General features: G+C 71.7%; 13 protein-coding genes and 1 tRNA gene. 8 read left to right on the top strand and 6 right to left on the bottom strand.

Annotated features, from left to right (window positions below; translation table 11 throughout):
- Positions 1 to 13: 13 nt before the first annotated feature.
- Positions 14 to 89: transfer RNA gene (locus ACESMR_RS02955), tRNA-Ala, on the top strand.
- Positions 90 to 173: 84 nt separating this feature from the next.
- On the opposite strand, the gene ACESMR_RS02950 is transcribed toward ACESMR_RS02955, so the two are convergent.
- Complete coding sequence (locus ACESMR_RS02950; RefSeq protein ID WP_373044907.1) at positions 174 to 1,370, bottom strand: YeiH family protein; 1,197 nt, start codon at positions 1,368 to 1,370, stop codon at positions 174 to 176.
- Positions 1,371 to 1,541: 171 nt separating this feature from the next.
- Between ACESMR_RS02950 and ACESMR_RS02945 the strand changes: the two genes are divergently transcribed.
- Together ACESMR_RS02945 and ACESMR_RS02940 are read left to right on the top strand one after the other, a co-directional pair.
- Positions 1,542 to 3,125 carry a bifunctional metallophosphatase/5'-nucleotidase gene (locus ACESMR_RS02945; RefSeq protein ID WP_373044905.1) on the top strand — a complete coding sequence of 528 codons (1,584 nt, stop codon included), beginning with the start codon at positions 1,542 to 1,544 and terminating at the stop codon, positions 3,123 to 3,125.
- Between the two features lie 30 nt (positions 3,126 to 3,155).
- On the top strand, positions 3,156 to 3,605 hold the full coding sequence (locus ACESMR_RS02940) for a DsrE family protein (protein ID WP_373044904.1): 450 nt from the start codon (positions 3,156 to 3,158) through the stop codon (positions 3,603 to 3,605).
- A gap of 103 nt (positions 3,606 to 3,708) precedes the next feature.
- On the opposite strand, the gene ACESMR_RS02935 is transcribed toward ACESMR_RS02940, so the two are convergent.
- The 3 genes from ACESMR_RS02935 to ACESMR_RS02925 all read right to left on the bottom strand — a co-directional run bounded on the left by ACESMR_RS02935 (position 3,709) and on the right by ACESMR_RS02925 (position 5,964).
- On the bottom strand, positions 3,709 to 4,149 hold the full coding sequence (locus ACESMR_RS02935) for a hypothetical protein (protein WP_373044902.1): 441 nt from the start codon (positions 4,147 to 4,149) through the stop codon (positions 3,709 to 3,711).
- Positions 4,150 to 4,237: 88 nt separating this feature from the next.
- Positions 4,238 to 5,224: an L-threonylcarbamoyladenylate synthase gene (locus tag ACESMR_RS02930; protein WP_373044900.1), complete on the bottom strand. Its 987-nt coding sequence runs from the start codon at positions 5,222 to 5,224 to the stop codon at positions 4,238 to 4,240.
- Positions 5,225 to 5,268: 44 nt separating this feature from the next.
- Positions 5,269 to 5,964, bottom strand: a complete 696-nt coding sequence (locus ACESMR_RS02925; RefSeq protein WP_373044898.1) for a DUF4142 domain-containing protein — start codon at positions 5,962 to 5,964, stop codon at positions 5,269 to 5,271.
- A 174-nt stretch (positions 5,965 to 6,138) separates the two neighbouring features.
- Between ACESMR_RS02925 and ACESMR_RS02920 the strand changes: the two genes are divergently transcribed.
- Positions 6,139 to 8,022 (top strand): MFS transporter, encoded by a 1,884-nt coding sequence (locus tag ACESMR_RS02920; RefSeq protein ID WP_373044896.1) that lies wholly within the window; start codon positions 6,139 to 6,141, stop codon positions 8,020 to 8,022.
- 51 nt (positions 8,023 to 8,073) lie between these two features.
- Here ACESMR_RS02920 and ACESMR_RS02915 read toward each other — a convergent pair whose 3' ends face one another.
- Positions 8,074 to 8,514, bottom strand: coding sequence for an MgtC/SapB family protein (locus ACESMR_RS02915; RefSeq protein ID WP_373044894.1), 441 nt, complete (start codon positions 8,512 to 8,514; stop codon positions 8,074 to 8,076).
- An 82-nt stretch (positions 8,515 to 8,596) separates the two neighbouring features.
- On the opposite strand from ACESMR_RS02915, the gene ACESMR_RS02910 reads away from it, so the two are divergent.
- The 4 genes from ACESMR_RS02910 (at position 8,597) to ACESMR_RS02895 (ending at position 14,985) form a co-directional block, all read left to right on the top strand.
- The gene (locus ACESMR_RS02910; protein WP_373044893.1) at positions 8,597 to 9,145 is read left to right on the top strand and encodes a hypothetical protein; all 549 of its coding nucleotides are present in this window, start codon (positions 8,597 to 8,599) and stop codon (positions 9,143 to 9,145) included.
- 79 nt (positions 9,146 to 9,224) lie between these two features.
- Entirely contained in the window at positions 9,225 to 10,559 is a 1,335-nt protein-coding gene (locus tag ACESMR_RS02905; protein WP_373044891.1) for a TolC family protein, read from the top strand.
- 101 nt (positions 10,560 to 10,660) lie between these two features.
- The gene (locus ACESMR_RS02900; RefSeq protein WP_373044889.1) at positions 10,661 to 11,860 is read left to right on the top strand and encodes an efflux RND transporter periplasmic adaptor subunit; all 1,200 of its coding nucleotides are present in this window, start codon (positions 10,661 to 10,663) and stop codon (positions 11,858 to 11,860) included.
- The gene (locus ACESMR_RS02895) at positions 11,857 to 14,985 is read left to right on the top strand and encodes an efflux RND transporter permease subunit (protein ID WP_373044887.1); all 3,129 of its coding nucleotides are present in this window, start codon (positions 11,857 to 11,859) and stop codon (positions 14,983 to 14,985) included. Before ACESMR_RS02900 ends, ACESMR_RS02895 begins: the two co-directional genes overlap by 4 nt.
- A 3-nt stretch (positions 14,986 to 14,988) precedes the next feature.
- Here ACESMR_RS02895 and ACESMR_RS02890 read toward each other — a convergent pair whose 3' ends face one another.
- Positions 14,989 to 15,372 (bottom strand): hypothetical protein, encoded by a 384-nt coding sequence (locus ACESMR_RS02890; RefSeq protein ID WP_373044885.1) that lies wholly within the window; start codon positions 15,370 to 15,372, stop codon positions 14,989 to 14,991.
- Positions 15,373 to 15,418 lie beyond the last annotated feature (46 nt).

Below are 15,418 nucleotides of genomic sequence, written 5' to 3'. Positions count from 1 at the left end.
CCGCCGCGGTTCTGGGGCTGTAGCTCAGCTGGGAGAGCGCTAGAATCGCACTCTAGAGGTCAGGGGTTCGATCCCCCTCAGCTCCACCAAAAGTGCGAAAGGCCGATCCGGTTCTCCGGATCGGCCTTTTCTTTTTGGCGCTTCGCCGCAGCCCCTGGGGCGCGGCGAAGCGATCAGCCGACGAAGGGCCCCGCCAGCGCGGCGAGCGCGAGCGCGGCCACGCCGACGATGAGCGCGGCGGAGAGCCCCACGAAGAAGGGCTTCAGCCCCAGCTTCTTGAAGACCGAGAGCCGCGTGGTCAGGCCCACGGCGGCGAGCGCGGTGCCGAGGGCGACCGTGGCGCTCTTCTCCCCGATGAACTTCGCCATCGACTTCCAGCTCGCCGCGTCCCACGCGCCGAGGGCGAGCCCCCCGCCCTGCAGCCCGACGTCGCCCAGGGTGCGGACGAGCGAGAGGGCGAGGAAGCCGAGGACGAAGACCGGAAAGAGCTTCGCGAGCGGCACCTTTTTGCCGGCGTGGCCCGCGCGCCTGGCGTGGAGGAAGGCGAGGAAGGGCACCACCGCCACCAGGAGCGCGTTGCGGGTGAGCTTGGCCACCGTCGCCACCTGCATCGCCCGCTCGTCCGCGAAGACCTCCTTGTAGGAGAGGGCCGCGCCCATCACCTGCGAGGTGTCGTGGATGGCGGTGCCGAGGAAGAGGCCCGCGGAGGACGAGGCGTCGCCGAAGAGGAAGTGGGCGAGGTAGGGGTAGGCGAGCATCCCGAAGAGGCCGAAGAGGGTGACGTTGGCCACCGTGTAGGCGACCTCCTTGTCGTCCGCCTCGATGCTCGGCGCGATGGCGACGGTGGCGGTGATCCCGCAGATCGCCGTCGAGGCCGCTGCCAGGGAGCCGAGCTGGTTGCTCAGGCCCGCGCGCTTCGCGATCCACAAGGTGGCGGCGAGGGCGAAGAGGACGAGCGCCACCACGATCGGGATGCCGATGGCGCCGACCTGGAGCACGTCGATCACCGAGAGCTTGATGCCGACGAGGATGATCCCGAGGCGGAGGATCTTCTTCACCGAGAAGCCGAGGCCCGCGCCGAAGATCTTGGGCAGATCGACCACGTTGGCCAGGATCAGGCCGAGGACCACCGCCACCGAGATGGCGGAGATCGGGCTGCCCCGCCCCGCGGGATCGAGGCCCTGGAAGCGGAGCACCGCGGCGCCGAGCGCGTCGGCGAGGAAGCTCGCCCCGATCGCGATGCCGAGGGCGAGGAGAACGCCGGGCACGACCTTGCCCAGCTCCGCGGTCCGCATGCCGAAGAGCGCTTCTTCCCAGGCCCGGGGTTTGGTCGGCTGCGCTGGCTGCATCGTCGAGTCGTTCGTCTGCAAAAGATACCTCCGATGCAGAGCAGGGAAACGAAACCAACCTTCCCGGTTCCGCAAGCCCCTCCCCCGAAGTTTTTTCCGCCGCAGGGAACTTCCTCGGACCGGCGCCGTGTCACCGCCACTGCAACCCCACCCCGGCCCGCCCCTTCTCCCGCCTTCACGAGAGGAAGCCCCATGAACCGATGGCTCGTCGCCAGCACCGCCGCAACGCTTTTCGCCAGCTCCTGTGCCGCCCCCTCCGTCGCGAAGCGCGCCGAGGAGCCCGAGACGAAGCAGGTCACCATCGTCTACGTCGCCGATCTCCACGCGCAGCTCGAGCCGCATCTCGAGCGCTTCTGGCACGACGGCGAGGAGCGGGTCGAGATGGCGGGTGGCTTCGCCCGGGTCGCCACCGCGATCGATCGGATCCGCGCGGAGCGAAACGGCGAGGTCCTCGTCCTCGACGCTGGCGATACCTTCCAGGGCTCGGCCGCAGCGGCGATGACGAAGGGCGAGGCGGTCGTCGGCCCGCTCGACGCCATTGGCTTCGACGCGGCGGTCCCCGGCAACTGGGAGGTGGCCTACGGGCCGGAGGTGATGGCACGGCGCACCGGTGAGACGAAGCACCCCTGGATCGCCGCCAACGTGCGCGACCAGGAGACCGGCGAGCGGATCTTCGACCCCTACCACGTGCAGGAGGTCGGCGGCGTCCGCATCGGCGTGGTCGGCTATACCGATCCCGACGTGCCGAAGCGCCAGCCCCCCGCCTACAGCACCGGCCTCGCCTACGACGGCGCGGCGGAGCTTCCCGAGTTGGTGCAGCAGGTGCGGCAGAAGGAGGGCGCGGAGGTGGTGCTCCTCGCCACGCACCTCGGTCTCTCCAAGGCGGTGGCGCTGGCGGAGCGTGTCCCGGGCGTCGACGTGCATCTCTCCGGCGACACGCACGAGCGCACCTACGAGCCGATCGAGAAGAACGGCACCTGGATCGTCGAGCCCGGCGCCTTCGGCTCCTTCCTCGGCAGGCTCGATCTCTTCGTCCGCGACGGCGTCGTCGTCGACAAGCGCTGGGAGCTGATCGAGCTCACCGCATCGAACTTCCCCGAGAAGCCCGAGGTGAAGGCGCTGGTGGACGCGACCCTGGAGCCGCTGCGCGCGAAGCTCGACCAGCCCATCGGCACCATCGGGGCGCAGCTCGAGCGCTACGACGTGGTGGAGACCACCCTCGACAACTTCCTCTCCGACGCGGTGCGCGCAGGCACCGGCGCGGAGATCGGCCTCTCCAACGGCTTCCGCTTCGGCGCGCCGCTGCCCGCAGGCGCGGTGCGCGAGAAGCACCTCTGGGACTTCTACCCGATCGTCACCAACCTCAAGGTCGGCAAGGTCACCGGCAGGCAGCTCCGCGCGTTCTGGGAGCAGGAGCTCGAGAACGTCTTCTCGCCCAACCCCGAGAAGCGCTTCGGCGGCTGGCTCCCGCGCCCCTCCGGCATGACGGTCCGCTTCCGTGCCGCCGCGCCGAAGGGCGAGCGCGTCCAGGCGATCGAGGTGAACGGCGAGCCCCTCGATCCGGATCGCCTCTACACCGTCGCCGCCTGCGAGCGGGAGGGCGACACGCCCGACATGCTCTGCCGCATGCCCGGCGCGCAGGAGACGAAGGTCCTCTCCATCGACGCCCACGAGGCGGTGCGCCGCTATCTCGCCGCCAACCCCGGCATCGCGGTCGCGCGCGAGGGGCGCGTGGTCGGCACCGACCTGCCGCCCGTGCTCCGTACCCAGAACTGATCGCTCTCTCCACTCGAAAGGATCTGCTCCATGCGAAAGCTCCTCGCTCTCTTCTTCCTGCTCGTCGGCGTCGCCGCCCTCCCCCTCGCAGCACAGGCCGCGGAGACGGCGGAGCCCGCGAAGAAGGGCAAGCTCGTCTTCGTCGCCACCACCGGCCTCGAAGACATCGGCACCCTCTCCAGCTCGTTCCGCCACGCCCTCGGGGCGACGAAGAGCAAGCACCTCTCGGACGTGGTCTGGCTCGCCTACGGGCGCTCGGTGGTCGCGCTCGATCCGTCGGTCTCGGCCGTGCCCGAGAGCGTGCGCGCGCACGCCCGCGCCGCGAAGGAAGGCGGCGTCCGCATGGTCGCGTGCGGCCAGGCGCTGAAGAAATTCGACATCGACCCGAAGAAGACGAGCCCGCAGGTGGCGGTGGTGCCCAACGGGATCGACGAGCTCGCCAGGCTGGTGGCGGAGGGGTACCAGATCATTCGCTACTGATGGCGGGGGCGGCCTCCGCCGCCCCAGCCAATTTCCGTCCCCGGTGACGGAATCCGACGCCGCGCCACCTCCCGCTCATCGGGTGGCGCGGCGTCATCTATTTTCAGGGGAAGGCGAAGGCCGGCGCGCCGCGCCGCTGCTTCGCCAGCTTCCATCCATGCTGCAGCAGCCAGCTCCGCGGCTTCGCGATCGGCGGGCCGCCGTCGTCGAAGGAACGCCAGAAGGCGTGCGCGCCCTCGAGCTGCGCCGGCGCAGCGGCGAAGCGGTCCGGCCCCGTGTGCCCCACCCGCCCCTGCCGCGCCGCGTGGATGCGCGCGTTGCCGAGCACGTAGTCGATCGCGTTCCGCGCCTCCGTCGGCGAGCCCAGGGCGTGGGCATGGAAGCGATCGGCGAAGACCTTCCCTGCCCGCCCCATCAGCTTGTTGATCCCCTTCGCCATCCGGATCGCCAGCCCCTGCATCGCGCTGGAGAGCGCCGCCGCCCCGCTCGCCTCGACGATGAGGTGGAGGTGGTTGCCCTGCACCGAGAAGTGGGTGATCCGCACGCAGGTGCCATCTACATGCGGTCATCGCTGCTTCGACAGCGGCACGGTGACGTGCCGTTCCCGAGGCAGCCGTTGGTGGCGCGGGCGATCAGCCCGCAGCGCGCTGGAGCCTGTCGCGGACGCCGGCCCACGCGGGGTCAGCAGGCGTCTCCTCGAGGAAGACGTCGGTCACCCGGGCGTCCTCCAGCGCGTGGAGGGCGCCGTAGATCTGGCGGGCGAAGCCTGCGGGCTCGTCGGGGAGGTGAAGCCAGGTGGCCACCTCCACCCCCAGCGGCTGGGCGTGGCGGGCGATGACGCCGACGCGGGCATCCGCCGGCACGCCGGGCAGGTGGCCCGGGGCGAAGAGGGTGACGCGGGCGTCGGGGGCATAGTGGCGTTTGACCAGGCCCGGTGAGGGACGGGCCGCGCCTTCGGCGGGGCCCTCGCCGCGCAGCTCGACCCTGCCGACGACGGCGGCGATCTCGTCGCGGGAGACGGCGCCGGGGCGGAGGAGCACGGGCACGGGGCCGGTGAGGTCGAGCACGGTCGACTCGATGCCCACGGGGGTGGCGCCGCCGTCGAGGATGGCGTCGATCCTGCCGCCGAGGCTCTTGCGCACGTGCTCGGCGGTGGTGGGGGAGATGGTGGTGTAGCGGTTGGCGCTGGGGGCGGCGATGGGGGCGCCCACCGCAGCGAGGAGCCGCTGGGCGACGGGATGGGCCGGGGCGCGCACCGCCACGGCGGGAAGGCCGGCGGTGATCTCGTCGGGCACGCCTGCCGCCCGCGGGAGCACGAAGGTGAGCGGCCCGGGCCAGAAGGCCCGCGCCAGCAGCTCCGCGACGTCGGGCCAGCCCGCCACCACCTGCCGCGCCTCCGCTGCCGAGGGCACGTGCACGATGAGCGGATTGAACGCCGGCCGCTCCTTGGCCGCGAAGATGCCCCGGACCGCCCCGGGCTCGAGCGCGAGGGCGCCCAGCCCGTAGACGGTCTCGGTGGGGAAGGCCACCAGGCGCCCTGCGCGCAGGAGCGCTGCGGCCCGGGACACCGCCCGCTCACCTGCCGCGCCTTCGCGAACCTCGAGGATCTCGGTTTCCATCGGCGCGGCAAGCTAGCAAAACCGGTGTCCGCGTGGGGACGGGATCAGCCGCCCTGCTGCGTCGGCTGCTCCTGCGCGACCTGGAACTCGCTCTTGAGCAGCCGCTCCGCGGTGGCCTGGTGCTGCTCGACCTTGGGCTGGGCCTTCTCGAGGAGATCCTTCACGGCCTGGCTCTCGATGTTCGCCTGCTGGCCGAGCTCGAGCACCGCGACGGTGTAGCGGTGCATGTCGTCCTGCCCGGCGAGCCACGCCGCCTCCCACTCCTTGCCGCTCAGCTGCTCCATGTCCTGCTGGGCCTGCTTCATGCTGCGGTCGATCGCTGCGTCGGTGAAGTTCGCCTCGGTGTCGAACTGGATGTTCTCCTGCTGCGCCACCCGCATGATCTGCTGCTCGAGCTGCTGGTGGTCGACGAGCAGCTGCTGCGCTGCCTCCTTCACCTCCGGGCTCTCCGCCTTCTCCAGCGCCTTCGAGGCCGACTGGATCTCGAGCTGGTTGATCTCGTGGAGCTGCGCAAGAACGTCACCGGCGTCCGCCTCCCTGCCTGCCTGATCGGCAGCCTTCTGGCGTTCCTGATCGGCCTTCGCCACCTCCTGCTGGTACCTCTGCTTCTCCTGCTTCTCCGCCTGCTGCTGCTGCTTCTGCTGCTCCTGCTGCTCCTGACCTGCCTGCCCCTGCGCCGACGCGGCGAGCGGCGCCGCGAGCAAGGCCGCTGCGAGAACTGCGTAGATCCGACGTGCCATTGGATTTCCCTCCTGCTGCATGTGGCAGTTGCAACCTGCGCGCTCCCGGTGAAATCTGCCCGGCGGCAAGCATGGACGGGAACGGCTCGGCCCTGCGGCGGGGCCCTGTTGAACCGCCTCTCGTCTCGGGGGTAGGTTGCGCGCGGCCCGACCGCCGGTGCCAGGAGTTCGAGCATGGCCGCAGCCCCGATCGCCGCATCCTCCGCCCCGATGCACGCCCATCCCGCCGGCTACCGGCTCCGCCGCTTCCTCAACTGGTTCCCCCTCGGGCTCACGTACGCGCTGCTCTACATGGGCCGCTACAACCTGACGGTGGCGAAGACCTCCCTCGGCGACCTGATGACCAAGGAGGACTTCGGCGTCATCTTCGGCGCGGGCACGTTCACCTACGCGCTGGCCTTCCTGCTCAACGGGCCACTGGTGGATCGCTTCGGCGGGCGCAGGGGCATGCTCATCGCCGCTTTGGGCTCGATGGTGGCGAACGGCGCCATGGGCCTCTACCTGCAGCACGTCCTCTCCACGGGGAGCGCCGCGGAGGCGCCGCTGCTGCTGGTCTTCAGCGCGCTCTATGCAGCGAACATGTACTTCCAGAGCTTCGCCGCGGTCTCGATCGTCAAGGTGAACGCCCACTGGTTCCACGTCACCGAGCGCGGCGGCTTCTCGGGGATCTTCGGGACGATGATCTCCTCGGGCATCTTCCTCGCCTTCACGGTGAACGGCTGGCTCCTCGGCACCGCCGCGCAGATCTGGGAGGGCAAGCCCAGCCAGTGGGTGGTCTTCCTCGCGCCCTCGCTCCTTCTCGGCGTGATGGCGGTGGTGGAGTTCTTCCTCCTCCGCGACAGCCCCGGCAAGGCGGGCTTCACCGACTTCGACACCGGCGACGCCTCCTCCGGCGAGGAGGACGCGGCGCCGCTCCCCACCCGCGAGGTCTTCCGCCGCCTCCTGACCAACCCGGTGATCCTCACCGTGGCCGGGATCGAGTTCTGCACCGGCGTGCTCCGCAACGGCGTGATGCACTGGTTCCCGATCTACGCCAGCGAGGTCTGGGTGCTGCCGAAGGAGCACGTCTTCATGCGCGGCTCCTGGGACAACCTCGGCCTGCTCTTCACCTGCTTCGGTGTCGCGGCCGTCTCCGGCCTGCTGGCTGCGCACGCCAGCGGCAGGCGCCGCGGCGCCTTCGCGGTGGCGGCGAGCCTCGCCTTCCTCGCCCCCTTCTTCCAGGGCGGCTGGGGCGGCCTGCTCTTCATTGCGGGCGTCATCGGCGGCAACGTCGCCGGCTGGGTCTCGGACCTCTTCTTCCAGAGCCGCCGTGGCCCCGCCGCCGCGGGGCTCTACTTCTTCCTCGCCCTCTGCACGATCGGGATGATCTTCGCCCTCGCCCCTGCGACCAACGAGGTGGGCAGCGCCGATCCGAAGAGCGGCCTCGTCGCCGGCGACAGGATCCTCGCGATCGCAGGGCAGGAGGTCGCGGGCTGGGCCGACGTGCGCAGCGCGGTGGCCTGCGTCCCCGCGCAGTGCACCGACTCCGGCTGGGATGCGGCGGCCTGCACCTGCTCGAGCAGGATCGCCCCCGGCGCGACGGCTGCCCCGGGCGTGATCGCTGCCACCGTGCTCCGCGGCGGCGAGAGGCTCGCGCTCGATCTTCCCGATCCCGCCCCGGTGATGCGCGCCGGCGACGGCCGCAAGCTCGCCGCGCAGCCGGTGCTGCCGATCAGCCCCTGGTGGCTGGGCGCGCTGGTCTTCCTCCTCAGCCTCTCGGTGATCGGCGTGCACGGCCTGCTCTCGGGCACCGCCACCATGGACTTCGGCGGACGCCGCGCCGCCGCCACCGCCACCGGCGTGATCGACGGCTTCGTCTACCTCGGCACCGCGGTGCAGTCGCTCGCCCTCGGCTTCCTCACCTCGCGGAGCTGGAGCTATTGGCCGCTCTTCCTCGCTCCCTTCGCGATCCTCGGCGCGCTGCTCTGCCTGCGGATCTGGAACGCAAAGCCGAAGTCGGCCCGCAAGGCCCCGGCGGCAGCAGCCACCGAGCAGAAGGACGCGGCGCAGGCGGCCTGATCGCAGCAGCGTGACGAGGCCCTGCCGAAACGGCGGGGCCCCGCTTCGTTTTCAGGGCGGGCTGTCGCGGTCGTGCCCGAGCCAGCGCCGCTCCACCACCCGCAGCAGCTGGCTCAAGGCGGCGAAGAGCACGCCGAGCACGAAGGCGCGCAGCGGTCTGCCCAGCGCGGCGTCGCAACCGAGCGCCGCAGCGAGCCAGATCGAGGCGGCGGTGGTGAGGCCCGAGACCCCACGCTCGCGCTTGAGCACGGTGGCGGCGGCGACGAGGCCGATGCCGGAGGCGACGCCCTGCAGCGCGCGGAGCGGATCGCTGAAGTCGTCGTCGAGGAAGGGCCCGGCGGTGAGGCAGAAGACCGCGGAGCCGACGGCGACGAGGATGTGGGTGCGCAGCCCCGCCGGCCGGGCCTGCAGCTCCGCCCGCAGGCCGAGCGCGCCGCCGGCCCCCACCGCAGCCAGCAGCCGGCCCCATTCCTCCCAGCCTCCCAGGTCCATCCGGCGAGCATCCGCACCGGCGCCGGCAGGGCGTAGTCCACGAACGGGTCGGATCCCTACCCTTGGGCGAGGGAGGTTTCCGATGGAGCTCGAACGCTTCCGCAACCGTCGCAGCACGCTGCCGCCCTGGGCCCTCGTCGGCGAGGGCGTGCTCGCCGGTCTGGCGGGCACCGCGGTGATGACCGCGGCGCAGACCCGGCTGGTGCCGCGCCTTTCCATCCCCGAGGGGCCGCAGCCCCGCAAGAAGCCGGAGTATCCGCCGGAGCCCGAGGCGAAGGGCGAGCCCGCCACCGAGACCACCGCCCGCCGGATCGCCCGGGGACTCGGCCGTCGTTCGCTGAGCAAGGCGCAGAAGAAGCAGGCGGGCAACCTCGTCCACTTCGGCGTCGGCGCCGTCTGGGGCGGCCTGCTGTCGCTGGTGCTGCCCCGGCCGACGATCGGCCAGGGGCTCGCCTTCGGTGCGCTGGTCTGGGCGGTGAACGACAACGGCATCCTGCCGCTGCTGCGGATCGCGTCGTGGCCCAACCGCTATCCGCCGGGCGTCCACGTGAAGGCGCTCCTCGCCCACCTCGCCTACGGCGCCGGCACGGCGTGGGCCCTGCGCCGGGTGGTGGGGGCGACGACGCGCTGATTCCGCCGGGGCCGCTTCGACTTGCGGTGCGGGCAAGCGCTTGTTACGACCCGCCAGCCCCGAACACGCGGAGTCGTCGTTGCGCGCTGGAATCATCCTCTCCGCTCTGCTGGCGGTCTCTCTCGCCCCTACACCCGTGGTTGCGGCGCCCTTCACCCTGCAGGAATGCAGGGCAGCTGCCGGCGAGGACCACCCCACCCTCGCCGCCGCGCGCGCCGAGGCCGCCGCCGCGAAGGCCCGCTCCGCCATCGCCCTCTCGCCCTTCCTGCCCCAGGTGGTCGGCGACGCGAGCTATTTCGCCTCCCGCGGATCGATCGGCGTCACCGCCGGCCGCGGCGGCGTCGGCGGCGGATCGCCGGTCTCTTCCACCAGCCGGGTCTTCGGCCCGGCGGAGTTCGAGCTCTGGGGCCTCGGCCTCACCCTCCGCCAGCAGATCTGGGATTTCGGCAGGACGCTCAACGCCCACCAGGCGGCGGTCGCCTTCGAGGAGGCGGCGGCGGCCGAGGCGATCCTCGCCACCGAGCTCGTCGACATCGGCGCGGAGGCTGCCTACCGCACCGCCGTCGCAGCAGGCGAGCTGGTCGAATCCTTCGCCGAGGCCGAGCGCCGGGCGAGCGCCCACCTCGACCTGGCCCGGGCCCGGGCCGAGGTCGGCCTAAGGCCGCAATACGACGTGCGCCGCGCCGAGGTGGAGGTAGCGAACGCCGCCTACGCGCTGGTGCAGGCGGAGAACGCCCGCGACATCGCCAGGGCGGAGCTCGCCAACGCCTGCGGCCTCGCGGCGCTGCCGCCAGAGGCGGAGCTGGTGGCGCCGGCGCCCCGCGGCTTCGAATCGCCCTCCGAGCTGCAGGCGTCCCTCGACGCAGCGGTGGAGAAGCGGCCGGAGATCGTCGCCGCCAGGGCGCGGGTGGAGGCGGCGGCGCAGGCCCTCGATGCCGCCTGGGCGGAGTGGTACCCGGAGCTCGCCGCCCTCGGGACCCTGGGGCTCCGCGGCATCGACCCAGGTGATCTGGGGCCGGGATGGACCGCCACCGTGCAGCTCACCGTGCCGCTCATCACCGGCGGCGCGGATCTCGGCCGCGTGCGCGCCGCCCGCGCGGATCTGGAGGCGGCGCAGGCGCGGCTCGAGGCGCAGCGCCGCTCGGCCCGGCTCGAGGGCGAGTCGGGCGGGCTCTCGCTCCACCAGGCGCGGGCGCGGCTCGAGGCGGCGCAGCGCCGCGAAGACGCCGCGGCGGAAGGCCTGCGCCTCGCCGAAGGACGCTACGAGACGGGGCTGGGCGACGTGCTCGAGCTCGCCGACGCGCAGGCGGAGCTCGCCGGCGCCAGGGCCGATCGGGTGCGCAGCGCCCTCGACGTCTCGGTGGCGGCGGCGCAGCTCGAGCGGCTCCTCGGCAGGTGGAGCGGCATTCCCTGAACGAACGCCCGGCAGGCCGCTCGTCGACGCGAGGCCGGCGCTGCAGGCAGGATGGCGGCGCGCCGGCGCTCACAGCACGTGCTCTGGAGTTGGAGGCAAACTTGGTTCGCTGGATCCCGATCGCCCTCGCCCTGATCCTCCTCGCCGCCTGCTCCGGCGGCGGCGCCGACGGCGGCGGCCGCAAGCAGGGCGGTCCCGTCTCGGTGCAGGTGAAGCCCGTGGCGGCGGAGCAGGTCGAGCGGCTGGTGGAGTTCACCGGCACCCTCGGCGGCGCCGAGGAGATCACCGTCTCCGCGGAAGTGGACGGCAGGGTGGAGAAGATCCTCGCCGACCTCGGCGACAAGGTCGACGCAGGCGGGACCCTGGTGCAGATCGCCGCCTCGGAGCTGCGGCTGCGCAACGAGCAGGCCCACGCCGACTACCTGCAGGCGCTGGCGCGCCTCGGCGTCGGCCAGGACGGTCTCGACCACTTCCAGCCGGAGAAGCACGCGGCGGTGCGGCGGGCCGAGGCGGATCTCGCCGAGGCGAAGCGGAACCTCGTCCGCGGCGAGGAGCTGATGAAGCGCGGCCTGCTCGCACAGGGCGAGCTCGACGCGCTGGCCACCAGGGAGCGGGTCGCCGACGCCGCGCTGCAGAGCGCCCTCGAGGAGGCGCGCTCGGGCTTCGCCCAGGCGAAAGGCAGGCGCGCCGCGTGGGGCCTCTCGCGCAAGCAGCTCGGCGACGCGTCGATCCGCTCGCCGGTGCAGGGCGTGGTGGCGCGCCGCATGGTCTCGGTCGGCGAATACGTGAAGGCGGGCCAGGCGGTCGCGGTGGTGGTGGTGACCCACCCGCTGAAGATGCGGGGCGACGTGGCCGAGCGCTACGCCGGCGAGGTGCAGCGCGCGATGCGCGTGGACGTCGAGGTCGATGCCTCCGGGGGCACGCGGCAGGGCGAGGTCTCCCGCGTCGGTCCGCTGGTGGCTGCCGAGTCGCGCACCTTCCCGGTCGAGGCGGTCTTCGCCAACGAGGACGGCAGGCTGAAGGCGGGCCTCTTCGCCAGGGCGCGGATCCTCCTCGGCAACGACGAGCAGGTCTTCGCGGTGCCCGAGACGGCGGTGAGCTCGCTCGCCGGCGTGACCAAGCTCTACGTGCTCGCCGACGGCAAGGCCGCCGAGCGCAAGGTCGAGGTGCTGCGCAAGCGCGAGGGCGACGCGCTGGTGCAGGGGGCGCTGGCGGAAGGCGACCGCGTGATCGTCACCGGCATCGCCCGCCTCTTCGACGGCGCCCCGGTGCAGGTGGTCGAGACGGGAGCCGCCGAATGAACCTCGCGGAGCTCTCGGTCAAGCGACCGGTCTTCGCCACCATGCTCTCGGTGGCGCTGGTGGTGCTCGGCCTCATCTCCTACCGGCAGCTCGGCGTCGATCTCCTCCCCGACGTCGAATACCCCACCGTCACCGTCTTCACCGCCCTGCCCGGCGCGGGCCCGGAGGAGGTGGAGAGCGCCGTCACCCAGCCGATCGAGGAGCAGCTCAACACCATCTCCGGCATCGAGGAGATGCGCTCGATCAACCGCGAGGGCTTCTCCTTCATCATCATCACCTTCTCGCTGGAGCGCGATCCCGACGTCGCCGTGCAGGACGTCCGCGACAAGCTGGGGACGGTGCTGGGGCGCCTGCCCGAGGGGACGGATCCGCCCTTCGTCTCCAACTTCGACGCGGAGGCGACGCCGATCCTCGCGGTGGCGATCAGCGGCCCGCAGTCGCTGCGGGAGCTGACCGAGTTCGCCGAGACCCGGGTGAAGGATCTGCTCTCCACCGCCCCCGGCGTGGGGCAGGTCACCATCGAAGGTGGCCGCAGGCGCGCCGTCAACGTCTGGCTCGACGCGCAGCGCCTCGCCGCCTACGAGCTCACCGCCCCCGACGTGAAGCGGGCGCTCCAGGCGCAGAACGTGGAGATCCCCGGCGGCCGCCTCACCCGCGGCGCCCGCGAGGACGTGCTCCGCACCATGGCCCGCGTGGAGCACGTGAAGGGCTTCGGCGACCTGGTGATCACCACCCGCGCCGGTGCGCCGGTGCTGCTGCGCGACGTGGCCACGGTGGAGGACGGCACCGAGGAGCCCCGCGGCGTCTCCCGCCTCAACCGCCGCGAGGCGGTGACCCTCACCATCCAGAAGCAGAGCGGCGCCAACCTCGTCTCCACCGCGGATGCGATCAAGGAGCGCCTCGATCTGGTGAAGGCTTCGCTCCCTGCGGGCAGCGAAGTGCTCGTGCTCCGCGACAATTCGGTTTTCGTCGAGGAGAGCGCGAACGAGGTGCGCTTCCACCTGGTGATGGGCGGCATCCTCGCCTCGCTGGCGGTGCTCGTCTTCATGGGCTCGCTCCGCTCCACGCTCATCGCCGCTGTGGCGATCCCGGCGTCCCTCGTCGCCACCTTCACGGCGATGAAGGCGCTGGGCTTCACCCTCAACAACATCACCCTGCTCGCCCTCACCCTGGCGGTGGGCATCGTCATCGACGACGCCATCGTGGTGATCGAGAACATCCACCGCCACATGGTGGAGCGGAAGATCCCGGCGTTCCGCGCCGCCATCGACGGCACGAAGGAGATCGCGCTGGCGGTCACCGCCACCACCCTCTCGCTGGTGGTGATCTTCCTCCCCGTCGCCTTCATGACCGGGCAGGTGGGCAGGCTCTTCTCCTCGTACGGCGTCACCGTGGCGGTGGCGGTGCTGGTCTCGCTCTTCATCTCGCTCTCGCTCACCCCGATGCTCGCCTCGCGCTTCCTCGGCAAACACGAGGTCGAGCACGTCGAGCGCACCGGCTGGAAGGCATTGCCGGATCGGATCAGCGGCTGGCTCGACGGGCACTACGTGCGGATGGTGCGCTGGTCCCTCGATCACCGGCTGGTGGTGGTGGGGATCTCGCTCCTCATCGTGGCCTCCACGGTGCCGCTCTTTTCGTTGGTGAAGAAGGACTTCGTCCCCGAGGACGACCAGAGCGAGTTCGAGGTCTCGGTGGAGCTGCCCACCGGCACCTCCTTCGACGCGGCCAACGCCATCCTCGCGGCGATCGAGCCGCAGATCGCCGAGGTCCCGGGCGTGAAGGACGTGCTCGCTTCGATCGGCGACACCCGCGGCGGATCGGGCGTGGCGACGCGCGCCACGGTCTACGTCGGCATGCATCCCCTCGAGGACCGGGACGTCTCGCAGGAGGAGGCGATGCTCGCCGCCCGCGGGATCTTCTCGAAGTACCCGGACCTCCGCTCCACCGTTCGCTCGCTGGGCAACGTGGGGCTGGGCGGCGGCGGCTACGGCGGCAAGCTCCGCTTCGGCCTGCGCGGGCCCGAGCTGCCCCGCCTCGAAGAATACGTGGGCAGGCTGGTCAAGGAGATGCGCGGCGATCCCCACTTCGTCGACGTCTTCAGCCCCGCGGCGGATCGCCTCCCCGAGGTGCGCGTCGTCCTCGACCGCTTCAAGGCAGCGGACCTCGGCATCGACGCCCGCACCGTCGCCGAATCGCTGCGCACCATGGTCGGCGGCGAGATCGTCTCCGCCTACCGCGAGGGCGACGAGCGCTACGACGTCTGGCTGCGGGTGAAGGACGCCAACCGCGACTCGATCGAGGCGGTGGGGCAGCTCCCCCTGCGCACCGCCAGCGGCGGCACCGTGCCGCTGGAGAACGTGGCCAGGCTCGAGGAGGCGAAGGGGCCCACGCTCATCCTCCGCCTCGACGGCGTGCGCCAGGTCTTCGTCTCCTCCAACCCCGCCCCCGGCGTGGCGCTGGGCGACGCGGTGGCGCGGGCGAAGGAGCTGGTGCAGGGGCTGGAGATGCCGCCGGGCTACGACGTGAAATTCGTGGGCACCGCCGAGGCGATGGAGGAGACCGCGTCGGACTTCGCCATGGCCCTCGTCCTCTCGCTGGTCTTCGTCTACATGGTGCTGGCGGCGCAGTTCGAGAGCTTCCTCCACCCGGTGACGATCCTGCTCGCGCTGCCGCTCACCCTGCCCTTCGCGCTCCTCTCGCTCATCCTCACCGGCGAGACCCTGAACGTCTATTCGGCGTTCGGCCTCTTCATGCTGCTCGGCATCGTGAAGAAGAACGGCATCCTCCAGGTCGACTACACCAACCAGCTCATCGAGCGGGGGATGGGCCTGCGGGAGGCGATCCTCGAGGCGAACCGGGCGCGGCTCCGGCCGATCCTGATGACGACGCTGACGCTGATCGCGGCGATGGCGCCGATGACCATCGCGCAGGGCGCAGGCGCCGCTTCCCGCGCGGCGCTGGCCAAGGTGATCGTCGGCGGCCAGCTGCTCTCGCTGCTGATCACGCTGCTCATCGTGCCGGTGGCGTACTCGCTCTTCGCCGACTTGCAGGGGCGCTTCGCCCGCAAGCCCGACGACGACGGGGCGCCGCAGCAGGAGCTCGTCCCGGCGGCGCCCGCCGAATAGCGGCTACTCGTGCTCGTGCTGGTGGCCCGGCGCTTCCGCCGGGGCCACCCGCACGTAGCGCTTCCCCTGCCAGAGGAGCTCGTCCCCCTCGAGTTTGCCCTCGCGGTCGCCGGCTGGGCTGCTGGCCTGCACGACGCCGTCCTTGCAGGTGTAGGGTCCCGACTCGGCGATGTCGGTGTAGATCCAGGCGAAGGCGCCGTCGCGGAATTCGATGGTCCAGCGCATCGGGATCGGCGGGCGCCCCGGCTCCGAGAGACCGCCGGGGAGAAATTCCGCCGAGGCGAAGCTCGCCCCCTCGAGCGTGTCGCAGGGATCCGGCGTGGCAGCTGCCTCGGGTGTGCCCGCGCAGGCGGCGACGACCAGGAATGCAGGGAGAAAACGACGCATCGAACACCTCTTTCGAGGCGATTCTGGGCGTCGAGAAGGTCGGCGG

This window comes from Vulgatibacter sp., assembly GCF_041687135.1.
Taxonomy (GTDB): domain Bacteria; phylum Myxococcota; class Myxococcia; order Myxococcales; family Vulgatibacteraceae; genus JAWLCN01.
This window is presented reverse-complemented; position numbering and strand designations above follow the sequence as displayed.